At 60.2% G+C, this 12,046-nt stretch carries 13 protein-coding genes; 6 read left to right on the forward strand and 7 right to left on the reverse strand.

Features of this window, described 5'->3' with window-relative positions:
* Positions 1 to 133 precede the first annotated feature (133 nt).
* Entirely contained in the window at positions 134 to 325 is a 192-nt protein-coding gene (locus tag AKJ29_RS05660; protein WP_055188713.1) for a hypothetical protein, read from the forward strand.
* Positions 326 to 484: 159 nt separating this feature from the next.
* Here AKJ29_RS05660 and AKJ29_RS05665 read toward each other — a convergent pair whose 3' ends face one another.
* Complete coding sequence (locus AKJ29_RS05665; protein ID WP_055188715.1) at positions 485 to 1,849, reverse strand: FAD-dependent oxidoreductase; 1,365 nt, start codon at positions 1,847 to 1,849, stop codon at positions 485 to 487.
* Between the two features lie 194 nt (positions 1,850 to 2,043).
* On the opposite strand from AKJ29_RS05665, the gene proS reads away from it, so the two are divergent.
* Positions 2,044 to 3,396 (forward strand): proline--tRNA ligase, encoded by a 1,353-nt coding sequence (gene proS / locus AKJ29_RS05675; RefSeq protein ID WP_055188719.1) that lies wholly within the window; start codon positions 2,044 to 2,046, stop codon positions 3,394 to 3,396.
* Between the two features lie 158 nt (positions 3,397 to 3,554).
* Positions 3,555 to 4,040 (forward strand): DUF2937 family protein, encoded by a 486-nt coding sequence (locus tag AKJ29_RS05680; protein ID WP_055188722.1) that lies wholly within the window; start codon positions 3,555 to 3,557, stop codon positions 4,038 to 4,040.
* 346 nt (positions 4,041 to 4,386) lie between these two features.
* Here AKJ29_RS05680 and AKJ29_RS05685 read toward each other — a convergent pair whose 3' ends face one another.
* The 3 genes from AKJ29_RS05685 to AKJ29_RS05695 all read right to left on the reverse strand — a co-directional run bounded on the left by AKJ29_RS05685 (position 4,387) and on the right by AKJ29_RS05695 (position 6,362).
* A complete protein-coding gene (locus AKJ29_RS05685) occupies positions 4,387 to 5,463 on the reverse strand; it encodes a 5-(carboxyamino)imidazole ribonucleotide synthase (protein ID WP_055188724.1) in 1,077 nt (358 codons plus the stop codon).
* Positions 5,456 to 5,944, reverse strand: coding sequence for a 5-(carboxyamino)imidazole ribonucleotide mutase (gene purE / locus AKJ29_RS05690; RefSeq protein WP_055188726.1), 489 nt, complete (start codon positions 5,942 to 5,944; stop codon positions 5,456 to 5,458). Before purE ends, AKJ29_RS05685 begins: the two co-directional genes overlap by 8 nt.
* Positions 5,945 to 6,143: 199 nt before the next feature.
* Positions 6,144 to 6,362, reverse strand: a complete 219-nt coding sequence (locus AKJ29_RS05695) for a YdcH family protein (RefSeq protein WP_055189069.1) — start codon at positions 6,360 to 6,362, stop codon at positions 6,144 to 6,146.
* A 183-nt stretch (positions 6,363 to 6,545) separates the two neighbouring features.
* Between AKJ29_RS05695 and AKJ29_RS05700 the strand changes: the two genes are divergently transcribed.
* Entirely contained in the window at positions 6,546 to 6,956 is a 411-nt protein-coding gene (locus AKJ29_RS05700) for an Hsp20 family protein (RefSeq protein WP_055188728.1), read from the forward strand.
* Positions 6,957 to 7,118: 162 nt separating this feature from the next.
* Positions 7,119 to 7,346: a DUF1150 family protein gene (locus AKJ29_RS05705; protein WP_055188730.1), complete on the forward strand. Its 228-nt coding sequence runs from the start codon at positions 7,119 to 7,121 to the stop codon at positions 7,344 to 7,346.
* 139 nt (positions 7,347 to 7,485) lie between these two features.
* Here AKJ29_RS05705 and AKJ29_RS05710 read toward each other — a convergent pair whose 3' ends face one another.
* From AKJ29_RS05710 to trxB, 3 genes are all read right to left on the reverse strand, one after another.
* Positions 7,486 to 9,561 carry a bifunctional sulfate adenylyltransferase/adenylylsulfate kinase gene (locus tag AKJ29_RS05710; protein ID WP_055188731.1) on the reverse strand — a complete coding sequence of 692 codons (2,076 nt, stop codon included), beginning with the start codon at positions 9,559 to 9,561 and terminating at the stop codon, positions 7,486 to 7,488.
* 187 nt (positions 9,562 to 9,748) lie between these two features.
* Positions 9,749 to 10,255: an RES family NAD+ phosphorylase gene (locus AKJ29_RS05715; protein ID WP_055188733.1), complete on the reverse strand. Its 507-nt coding sequence runs from the start codon at positions 10,253 to 10,255 to the stop codon at positions 9,749 to 9,751.
* A 4-nt stretch (positions 10,256 to 10,259) separates the two neighbouring features.
* Complete coding sequence (gene trxB / locus AKJ29_RS05720; RefSeq protein ID WP_055188735.1) at positions 10,260 to 11,201, reverse strand: thioredoxin-disulfide reductase; 942 nt, start codon at positions 11,199 to 11,201, stop codon at positions 10,260 to 10,262.
* Positions 11,202 to 11,486: 285 nt separating this feature from the next.
* On the opposite strand from trxB, the gene AKJ29_RS05725 reads away from it, so the two are divergent.
* On the forward strand, positions 11,487 to 11,987 hold the full coding sequence (locus tag AKJ29_RS05725; RefSeq protein WP_055188737.1) for an Lrp/AsnC family transcriptional regulator: 501 nt from the start codon (positions 11,487 to 11,489) through the stop codon (positions 11,985 to 11,987).
* Positions 11,988 to 12,046: the final 59 nt, after the last annotated feature.

Here is a 12,046-nt window from a genome sequence, read left to right on the forward strand (position 1 = left end):
ACGTCCGGGCGCGGGGCCTTTTGGGTCGGGCGGGCAGAATTGTGCTGACTGATCCTGCGGCTGTGGAAAACCGCTTTTCCTTTCCCGATGCCTGGGTCAGACTGTGGTCAAACTGTTGAAAAGGCAAACAGCAATGCGATTTCTTATGGCGATTGGGGCGGTTGCAACCCTTCTGGCAGGGTGCGACGGGCATCAATATGAACCCAAAAAATCGGGAATTACCACCTCGGGAGAGGTGGGGGTTGGTGTGAAATATCAAGAGGGGCAGGGCACCTCTCTTGCCACCAAAAACGAAGTGAAGATCGGCGTTTCTGGATCAATCTGACCGGGGTCCGCTATTTGAAAGACAGATAAAACCCGGAAAGCTTTCTTCTGTTGTCGCAGGATGAAAACCCGGAATTGTGGATGTTTCGGGGCAGGTCGGGACAGATCAGTCGGGACAGATTAGATCAGGTGTGTCTTCCCAGCCCGTTTCGCCCCCCCCTCAGTCAATCCGAACACCCTGTCGTTTCAGCTCATACTGAACCGCCCGGATGTCCACCGCATCAAGTGAGACCCCCGACTTGATCGACAGTGCCGCAGCCACGCCCGCGCCCTGGCCCGCAACCGCACAGCAGGCCATGTTGCGCGTGCCGGCATGGGCCACCTTATCCCCGCCGATGGCACGTCCCGTGACCAGCAATCCCTCCACCCCTTTCGGTAACATCGCGCGGTAAGGCACCTGCATGTAGCGCCCGGTGGTGGGCAGGATCAGGATGCCGTAGCCGTCAATAAACTCGGGGTAGATCCCGATTGTATCCTCAAACCGTCCCTGATGGCGCATATCCTGTTCGGTAAGGTTATAGGCCGCGTCGATCTTGCGCGTGTCACGAATGCCGATGGTCATGCCGAAATTTCTAAGCCGCGCCTGCGCGCAGCCAGGTGTGTAGCGGCGCAGCGCATCAATGGCGGTCATCGCCTGCTTGCGCCCCTCGATCTCGCCTCGGGTCATGCTGTCCGGGTCCGTGCCGTCAATCCCCGCCAGATGCACAAGGTTCATATAGGTCATCTCGCCACTGTCATGCACCGCGCCCCAGGTGCCGCCGATAGTGTTGAGATGCGCGGGCATATGTCCCTCGCGGATGGCCTGGGCAAAGGGCTTGGCCAGAAAAGGTGAGAACATCTCGTCCTCTTTGCCGGAGGTCTCCACCTCCCATTCACCGGTGGACCAATCCGCATAGGTCTGTGGATCGGCCTTCACGCCCTCCATGAATTTCTTTTTGTCGACACCCGCGATATGGAACATGACCGAGGCCGCCTGCATCTCCTCGACCGGAGTTTTCACTGTGGGGGCACCCATCATATGGGCAATGTCCGCATCCCCCGTGGCGTCGATCACCCGTTTGGCCAGAATGGCCTCGCGCCCCGCCTTGCTTTCGACAATGACGCCGGTGATGTGATTGCCCTTGCGCAGGGGGGCGACGAATTGGCGATGCAGCATCGGGTGGATGCCGGCCTCTTCAACCAGACGATCCGCAACCAGTTTGAACCCTTCGCTGTCCAGCTCATAGGACAGGGACTGGCTCTCCGGCACGGCTGCCCCCATCGCTTTGGCGCGCTCTTCGAATTCCCAGCCTATACCGCCGGCCTCAACGGTTTTCTCATGGCGATACCAGGCAAAGCCTTCGACGCCCACCGTGGTGATATTGCCACCGAAACAGCCGAACCGATCCAGCAACGTGACCTCGACACCGGCGCGGGCTGCCGCCAATGCGGCGGCCAACCCGCCGGGGCCAGAGCCGACCACAAGCACATCGGTCTGATGGATCACCGGGATTTCGCGGGCGGGTTCAAGGATGGTCTGGGTCATGGGGGCTCCGAAACAGGTGGTGGCACCTTGGCACAGCGCGATGGTTGCGCAAACATGGTGGCGACACAAGGCCGGTCGCAAATGGCATATCTTGCGGTGAAACAGAGCGGGGTGCCGCCATGCTCGCCCTGCCCATTGCTCTTGCCTGCCTGATCGCGTAGACCGCTTGCAAACATGGAATTTATGAGGACAACATGCGTCTTTCCCGCTATTTCCTGCCGGTCCTGAAGGAAACCCCCGCCGAGGCCCAGATCGTCTCGCATCGCTACATGCTGCGCGCTGGCATGATCAAACAGCAGGCTGCCGGGATCTATACCTGGCTGCCGCTTGGCTTCAAAGTGCTGCGCAAGATCGAAAACATCGTGCATGAGGAACAGATCCGCGCCGGTCACGTGCCGATGCAGATGGCCACGATCCAACCGGCGGACCTGTGGCGCGAAAGCGGGCGCTATGATGATTACGGCGAAGAAATGCTGCGCATCGAGGACCGCCATGGCCGTGACATGCTCTATGGTCCGACCAATGAAGAGGTCATCACCGATGTGTTCCGCGCCCATGTGAACAGCTACAAAGACCTGCCGCTCACGCTCTACCAGATCCAGTGGAAATTCCGCGACGAAATCCGCCCGCGTTTCGGTGTGATGCGCGGCCGTGAATTCTACATGAAAGACGGCTACAATTTCGACCTGACCAAGGAAGACGCGCTGCACGCCTATAACCGCCACCTTGTCAGCTACCTGCGCACCTATGAGCGTATGGGGCTGCAGGCGATCCCGATGCGCGCGGATAGTGGTCCGATTGGTGGTGACGACACGCATGAATTCCTCGTGCTGGCCGAAACCGGCGAGTCGGAAGTGTTCTATGACAGCGCCGTGACCGACATGACCTTTGGCGACCGCGAGATCGACTATGATGACGTGGCACAGTGTCAGGGTGTGATGGAGGAGTTCACCTCGAAATACGCCCGCACCGACGAGACCCATGACGAGGCGATCTTCAACCAGATCCCCGAAGAACGCCGCCGCGTGGCGCGCGGGATCGAAGTGGGCCAGATCTTCTATTTCGGTACCAAATATTCCGAAGCCATGGGCGCCACCGTGGTCGACAAAGACCAAAATCATGTACCGGTCCATATGGGGTCACACGGCATCGGCGTGTCGCGCCTGCTGGGGGCGATCATCGAAGCCTCGCATGATGACAAGGGCATTATCTGGCCCGAAGGGGTGACGCCGTTCCATGTGGGGATCGTGAACCTGAAACAGGGCGACGACGAAGCCGACGCCGCCTGTAACGCGCTTTACAAAGAACTCACCAAAGCCGGGCTGGAACCGCTCTATGATGACCGCAAGGAACGCGCGGGCGGCAAGTTCGCCACCATGGACCTGATCGGCCTGCCCTGGCGCATCACCGTGGGCCCGCGCGGCCTGAAAAACGGTGTGGTCGAAGTGACCAGCCGCCGCACCGGGGAAAGCGAAGAGATGTCGCCCGAAGCGGCCGTGGCCAAGATCATCGAAATCTATGAACCGCATCACGTGCGCGGGCTGTAAAAAAGCTGAAACTGATCTGGAAAAGGGGGCCGCGCGCCCCCTTTTTTGATGCGCGGACATAAGCGTGGGGGAAAGGAATGCCCTGCGTCCCCTTGACCCAACTCTACCTGTCCCGGCATGCTTGCCATACGCGCAGATAAGCCGAAAAGGGCAAAGACATGATCCGAGTAATCACCATGGCAGGCGGGCTGGCCGGGGCAGTGGGTCTTTCGCAATTCCCTGAATTTTCACAGCAATACCTGCAGCGCCTCTCCGGTGCGCGCACCGAATTGATGGTGATTGCCAAAGGGTTTGACTTCACCGCCGAGGCCGCAGGGTATACGCGCGAAGAGGCCCTCGCAAAGATGAGCGGTTCAGAGTTCCAAAACGACCTGCGTGACCAGATGGCCGGAAACCTCGCGCGGTTCGACCGGCTTGATGCCGCCTACTCATCGCTGAAACAAACCGAGCCGCTGATGCGTCTGACCAAGCTCTGGCATTTCCGGGATACGGACCTGGTGCAGGATACATGGGACGAGTTTCGCCCCGCCGTGCCCGTCACCGCCGATGGGCTGATCAGCGCCGGGATCGGCTTTGTCGGCGGCTGGCTGATCCTGTCGCTTGTTCTGGGCGTGATCACCATGCCCTTTCGCCGGTTTGCGTGAGACAGGGTGAGATTGGGTGATAAGGGGCGCTGCCCCTCGCGAGACAAGCTCGCTCACCCCGGAGTATTTGAACCAAGAAGAAGGGGACGTTGGAGTATTCCCTTTCCCTTTTTTCTTGTCAAAAATATCTTGGGGGAGAGCCGAAGGCTCGGGGGCAAAGCCCCAACAGGCTCACAAAGTGAGCCACCGGAAGCGGCCCGATGCGTGAGCAGAGGGCCACTTTGCTGACTGATTTGTTTCGGTCTTGCCCAAGGATTTGGAACGCGAAATGCGGCGAAAGAGGTTATCAGGCGGGGCGTTTCAGGAGGGGCATTGGCCTCAGGTTTCTCCCGAAACGCATTGAAGCTTATTTTGCGGCGGGCAGGATCCGGTTCACATGGCCCATTTTGCGACCCGGTTTCACATCGGCCTTGCCGTAAAGATGCAGCGAGGCGTTGGCTTCGCGGGCGATCTCGGGCACGCGGTCCATGTCATCGCCAATCAGGTTTTCCATCACCACATCCGCAAACCGGGATCCGTCCCCCAGCGGCCACCCGGTCACGGCGCGGATATGCTGTTCGAATTGGTCCACGGTGCAGCCCTGCTGGGTCCAGTGACCGGAATTATGCACCCGCGGCGCAATTTCGTTCACGATCAGACCTGTTGGTGTCACAAACAGCTCCACCCCCATCACGCCGACATAGTCGAGGGCGTTCAGGATCCGCCCTGCAAGCAGGATGGCGTCGGTGCGCTGGGCACCTGTCAGGCGCGCCGGCACGGTGGTGGTGTCAAGGATCCCGTTTTTGTGTACGTTTTCACCCGGGTCAAAACAGGCCACTTCACCGGTCACGCCGCGTGCGGCGATGATGCTGATCTCATGGGTGAAGTTGACAAACCCCTCCAGTACCGCCGGAGCGCCCTGCATGTCGGCAAAGGCCGCATCTGCATCCTCGGTGGTCTTGAGCCGCGCCTGACCTTTGCCGTCATAGCCGAAACGGCGGGTTTTCAGGATCGAGGGGGCGCCAATTGCGGCAACCGCCGCCACCATATCTTCGATGCTTTCCACATTGGCGTAAGGGGCGGTGGCCAGTCCCAGATCGGACAGGAAATCCTTTTCAACGATCCGATCCTGGCTGACGCGCAGCGCTTCGCGACCCGGACGGATCGGGGCGAGGGCTTCCAGCGCATCCAGTGCGGCGGTTGGGATGTTCTCGAACTCATAGGTGATCACGTCGACCGATCTGGCGAAGGTTTCCAGCGCGGTCACGTCATCATAGCCTGCGGTGGTCACCTGGTCGGCCACCTGGCCTGCGGGCGGGTTTGCACCGGGTTCGAAGATATGGGTTTTGAACCCCAGGCGGGAGGCCGCAACCGAGAGCATGCGGCCCAGCTGGCCGCCGCCGAGAATGCCGATTGTGGCGCCGGTGGGCAGGATCTCACTCATCAACCGGAACCTCCGGGATCGAGGCGGCGAGGGCCGCGCGCCAGGCGTCCAGACGCTCGGCCAGCTCTGCATCTGCGGTGGCAAGGATGCCAGCGGCCATCAGTCCCGCATTTGCCGCGCCTGCCGCACCAATGGCCATGGTGGCCACCGGGAAACCCTTGGGCATCTGCACAATCGAATAAAGGCTGTCAACACCGGACAGCGCGCGGGTCTGGACCGGCACGCCCACAACGGGCACGCGGGTTTTTGAGGCCATCATGCCGGGCAGATGTGCCGCACCGCCGGCGCCCGCGATGATCACGTGAAGGCCACGCTCCACGGCTGTTTTGCCATATTCCCACAACCGGTCCGGGGTCCGGTGGGCCGAGACGATCCGGGTCTCATAGGCCACGCCCAGTTCGTCCAGCACATTTGCCGCTTCTTTCATGGTGGGCCAGTCCGACTGGCTGCCCATAATGATACCGACCTTCACATCCGTCATGTGGTCCCCCGATAATGGCGCAATAAAGTTGGGCCTACTTATAGGGGCAGGGGGGTATGATGCAATCGGGCAAAAGGCCGGGAGGGGCAATCTGTCCCGCTTCCGCACGCTTTTTCGTGAATTTTCCGAACGTCCCGACCAAGGCCGCGCTTCGGGGGCGAAGGTGATACGAATGTGTGCGGTCGCGCGCCCTGCAGGATCAGGCGATGATATCCGGGGTCAGCTTGTCTTCGATCCGGGCAATCTTGTCTTTCAGGGCCAGCTTTTGCTTTTTCAATCGCCTCAGCCGCAGCTGATCCGCCCGCCCGCTTTCCTCAAGCGCGTGGATGGCTTCGTCAAGGTCACGGTGTTCCGCTTTGAAAACCTCAAGCTCCACCCGGAGCACGTCATCGGTTTTCATTTCTTTGGCATTGCTCATGGTCAGCAGGTCGATTCCCAAGTGGTGGTAAGAGCTTATCGCGCAAAACCGTTAACGCCAAGGAAAAGCCGTGCCAGCGCGGTCCCCCTTGCACCTGATCGCGCCCCGCCCCATATTTACCCGGAGGGGTTGCCGATCGGGACCCCGACCACGTGTCGCTTTATCGTGAAAAAGGACCGACTGATGACCAAGATGACCCTGGCCACCCACCCGTTCCTGCTGGGATTTGAGCAATTGGAGCGGATGGTGGAGCAAGCCGCCAAATCCAAGGATGGCTATCCCCCTTTCAATATCGAACAGGTGAGCGAGCGCGCTTATCGGATTTCACTGGCTGTGGCCGGTTTTGCCGATGAGGACCTCTCGATCACGGTGGAAAATGCCAAGCTGGTGGTGCGCGGTGCGCAGAAAGAGACCAGCGAGGATCGTGTTTTCCTGCATCGCGGTATTGCCGGGCGGCAGTTCCAGAAGAGCTTTGTGCTGGCGGATGGCGTCGAGGTGGTGGGGGCCTCCACCGAAAACGGACTGCTGCATATTGATCTGGAACGCGCGGAGCCTGAGCAGGTGGTGCAGACAATCCAGATCAACAAACGCTGAGCGGGCGTTGCGTTAAACCCACATCAATCCGCAATCACTCTGATGTTATCGGACGGGCAATGGCCTGCGCCGGACCCCATATCTGTAATAAGCCGCCCCCGCTGTTGTGAAAAAAGGGGGGTGTAAGCGCCCTGTGACGCTTGAAAAGGAAGGAGGCCCATCATGGATGCTACATTTGAATTCCTGCCCGAAGTCGAAAGCCGGATCGTCTATATCCGCTCGGTCTTGCCGGAAGAGCTGCCCGAAGAGATGCGCCCACAGGTGGACGGCATGGACCGGCTGTATTCGGTGCATCATGAGGATGGGGAATGCCTGGCCGTGGCGCATGGCCGACGTCTGGCCTTTGCGCTGGCGCGGCAGCATGACCTGACCCCGGTTGCGGTGCATTGATCGCGCCGCTCCTAAAGCGTTTCGGGATAAACTTGAGACACATGTTTATCCCGAAACGCTTTAAAGAAAGGCGAAATGAAAAAAGGCCAGAGCGGGGCTCTGGCCTTTCTGTTTTCTGATGGGCATTCGGGGCAGGGGCTTAGCCCTTGATCAGACCCATGCTTTCCAGCTTCAAGAGCACCTGGTGGGCGCAGTTGTCCACTTCGACATTTTCGGTTTCCACCGTCAGTTCCGGGTTCACCGGCACGTCATAGGGATCGGAAATCCCGGTGAATTCCTTGATTTTGCCTTCGCGGGCCAGCTTGTAGAGGCCCTTGCGGTCACGGCGTTCACATTCCTCGATCGAGGTTGCCACGTGAACTTCGACAAAGGCACCGAATTGCTCGATATCTTCACGCACCGCGCGGCGGGTGGTGGCGTAAGGGGCAATCGGGGCGCAGATCGCGATACCACCATTTTTGGTGATCTCGGAGGCCACATAGCCGATGCGGCGGATGTTGAGGTCACGGTGCTCTTTCGAGAAGCCCAGCTCGCTCGACAGGTTTTTGCGCACGATGTCCCCATCCAGCAGGGTCACGGGGCGACCGCCCATTTCCATCAGCTTCACCATCAGCGCGTTGGCAATGGTCGATTTGCCCGAGCCCGAGAAGCCGGTGAAGAACACGGTGAAGCCCTGTTCTGCGCGCGGCGGTTTGGTCTTGCGCAGCTCTTCCACAACGGTCGGGAACGAGAACCATTCGGGGATTTCCAGACCTTCCTGCAGGCGGCGGCGCAGCTCGGTGCCGGAAATGTTCAGGATGGTCACGTTGTCCTTGTCTTCGATCTCATCAGCGGGTTCGTATTGGGCGCGGTCCTGCACATAAACCATGTGCTTGAAGTCAACCATTTCGATGCCGATCTCGGCCTCATGCTCGCGGAACAGATCCTGCGCGTCATAGGGCCCGTAGAAATCTTCACCGGCCGAGTTCTTGCCGGGGCCTGCGTGGTCGCGGCCGACGATGAAATGGGTGCAGCCGTGGTTCTTGCGGATCAGGCCGTGCCACACCGCTTCGCGCGGGCCAGCCATGCGCATCGCCAGGTTCAGAAGCGACATGGTGGTGGTGGCGGCAGGGTATTGATCCAGCACCGCCTCATAGCAGCGCACACGGGTGAAGTGGTCGATGTCACCCGGTTTGGTCATGCCGACAACAGGGTGAATAAGCAGGTTGGCCTGTGCTTCACGGGCAGCGCGGAAGGTCAGTTCCTGGTGCGCGCGGTGCAGCGGGTTGCGGGTTTGGAACGCCACCACACGACGCCAGCCCAGCTTGCGGAAATACGCACGCAGTTCGTTCGGCGTGTCGCGACGGCCGCGGAAGTCGTAATGCACCGGTTGCTGGATGCCCACGATCGGGCCGCCCAGATAGATTTTACCGGCCACGTTGTGCAGGTAGTTCACCGCCGGGTGCGCATCGTCATCCGCGCCAAACACCTTCTCGGCCTCACGTGCCTTGTTCGGTTCCCAGCGATCGGTCACGGTCATCGTGGCCAGGATCACACCTTCCTGATCGCGCAGCGCAATGTCCTGCCCCAGTTCGATCGAGTTTGCGAACTCCTCCGACACATCCAGGGTGATCGGCATCGGCCAGAGCGTGCCATCCGCCAGGCGCATGTTTTCCACCACGCCATTGTAATCTTCCTCGCTCAGAAAGCCCTTGAGCGGGTTGAAGCCACCGTTCATCAAAAGCTCCAGATCACAGATCTGACGCGGGCTGAGGTCGTGGCTGGTCAGGTCAGCGGCTTCAACTTTCAGCTTCTGCGCGCTTTCATATGAGACATACAGCTCGGGGATGGGGGTCAGGTTGTCTTGCATGGGATGTGTCCTGTGTTTCAAAGGGGAAAGACCGCTGGACGAACCGGTCAACTCGGCGTGCAGCGCGTCATACTCGGCAAATTTGCGGGCAAGGAATTGATCTCTGAGGCGGGTTTTCTCTGCGGCCCCTTTGGCGGTGATAACGTAGGAAAAACGTTGCCGCTTGTCCGGTCCGCCCCGCTTGCCGATCTGGATCAGCCCCTGATCGGCGGTGGCACGCAGAAGTCCGTTCAACCGACCCAATGATATCCCCACCGCCGCGGCAATCGCGCGCTGCGAGCCTTCCGGGGCTGCGTCCAACTGGCGCAGCAGAAGGAAGCGCAGATCGTCTTCCGTAGGTGAGGAGGGGGGCGGTGTGGCGGGCATTCTGGTTCGACTCAATGTGTGTTCACGCGTGAACGCATTGCATGAACGCCCGCTTGCGAAAAGACATAATTAGAGTAAATGACCCGATTGGGGGGGAAATAGTGTCAAGTGTGGGATTGGGGGAACAGTGTTCCAAAACACGCGTGCTCCTTGGAACGCGCCGGGCATGTGCTCGTCGTTCAAACGCCTAGAACGGAATGGGGTTCTGTGTCCCCCGCACTGCGGGTGCATGGTCTTCGTTCCAGCGAAACAGGGTCAGATGGGTCAGCTCCGGGCGAGAGCGGGAGGGGGTCAGCATGCCCTCCGCCCCGGCCGCGCGAAGCTGGTCGCTGATCTCCCATGTTGGCGGGAACTGCCCCTGAGCGTGTAAATCGGCCCAGAAGACATGGATCCGCTCAAGAGGCATCCCCAGGGCGTCCCGCACGGATGGCGCGCACAGATCGACGATATGCGCGGCAGAGACCTCAAGCGGGAAAATGACGCGGGGCGGATCATCGGGGCGCTGATAGGCCTTTACCGCCACGCGGCACCCCTCTGGCGTGGCTGAGAGGTAAAGCGCGTTCTCGCCATCATGATGCCAGCGCCCGTTTGGGGCGCGGGCCGGGGAAAGAAGCCGGGCCTCCTGCCCCTGAAAGGTGGCGCGCCAAAAGCGCCCCACCACCGGTTTGAAATAGCTGGGTACAGACAGGCCCACCTGTTTACTCCTGCTCAGCCAGGAAATGCTCTGCCTCAAGTGCTGCCATGCAGCCCATGCCAGCCGAGGTCACCGCCTGGCGGTATTTGTGGTCGGTCAGGTCGCCCGCGGCAAAGACACCGGGGATCGAGGTGGCGGTGCTGTCGGGTTTGGTGACCACATAGCCGCCCATATGGGTTTCCAGCGTGTCCTTGACCAGCTCGTTCGCGGGGGCGTGGCCGATGGCGATAAAGACGCCCTTGGCCGGGATCTCGGTGATCTCGCCGGTTTTGACATGGCGCGCCCGCACGCCGGTCACGCCCAGCGGGTTTTCGTCGCCCACGACCTCGTCCAGTTGGTGATCCCAGAGCGGCACGATCTTTTCGTTTTTCATCAGCCGGTCAATCAGGATCTTTTCGGCGCGCAGCTCATCGCGGCGGTGGATCAGGGTGACCTTGGAGGCAAACTTGGTCAGGAACAGCGCTTCCTCAACTGCGGTGTTGCCGCCGCCGACCACGACGATTTCTTCACCGCGATAGAAGAACCCGTCGCAGGTTGCGCAGGCCGAGACGCCAAAGCCCTTGAACTTTTCTTCTGACGGCAGGCCCAGCCATTTGGCGCGTGCGCCCGTGGCCAGAATCACCGCATCAGCCGTATAAAACGTGCCACTGTCCCCCTTGGCCGTGAACGGGCGTTTGGACAGATCCAGATCGACAATGATGTCACCGATGATTTCGGTGCCCATGGTGCGCGCATGGTCTTCCATCTTCATCATCAGCTCTGGCCCCTGGATGTCGATGAAGGAGGGATAGTTCTCGACCTCGGTGGTGGTGGTCAGCTGGCCGCCCGGTTCCATCCCCTGCACCAGGATCGGCTCAAGCATGGCGCGCGAGGCATAGACCCCGGCAGTGTAACCGGCAGGGCCGGAGCCAATGATCAGAACTTTGGTGTGGCGGGTCTCGGACATCGGGGCATTCCTGCTTTGAATTGTTCAACGCCTCTGGATATAGGGGCGCAGGCGGCCTGAGGGAAGCCCCCGTATTGACCCTGTGTTGAGCCTGTGTTGACCTTATGGTGTCCCCGTGTTGCCTCTCTCGTTGCCCCCGCTGATCCCGCCGGTCCGTGCCGCCTTTGCCTGCCGAATGGTCGGATCTGCAAGAATGTTACGTTTTCGCGAAAGATTGTTGCGCAGGCAACCAAGGGCGGCTAGTGTTTGCGCAATTTCATTGAGTAGGCGCCAGAAGGAATTCGCATGGCCGGACATAAGCTAGACCCGATCGACCGCATGATTCTTGCCGAGTTGCAGGCCGATGGGCGTATGACTAATGTGGAGCTGGCCAAGCGCGTGGGTATTTCCGCGCCGCCCTGCCTGCGCCGGGTGCGCACGCTGGAGGAAATGGGGCTGATCAAGGGCTATCACGCGGATGTGGATTCGCGCGCGCTGGGCTTTGAAGTGCAGGTCTTTGCCATGGTCGGTCTGGTCAGTCAGGCCGAGGCGGATCTGGTGGCGTTTGAGGGGAAGTGCCGGGAATGGTCCCTTGTTCGCGAATGCCACATGCTCAATGGCGAGGTGGATTTCATCCTGAAATGCGTGGCCCCCGACCTGTCGACCTTCCAAAGCTTCCTGACCGAAGACCTGCTGACCACCCCCAATGTGGGGTCGGTGAAAACCTCGCTGGTCATTCGCGGCGCCAAGGATGAACCGGGCGTGCCGTTTGATGTGCTGGAAGCGCGGATGGCGGAAACGCCCTGATCTTCTGAGCAGGGCGCGTCGGAGTTTGCAAAAACTCCGGGCAAAAACACCAAAGAGTT

The sequence above is a fragment of the Aliiroseovarius crassostreae genome (assembly GCF_001307765.1).
Classification (GTDB): domain Bacteria; phylum Pseudomonadota; class Alphaproteobacteria; order Rhodobacterales; family Rhodobacteraceae; genus Aliiroseovarius; species Aliiroseovarius crassostreae.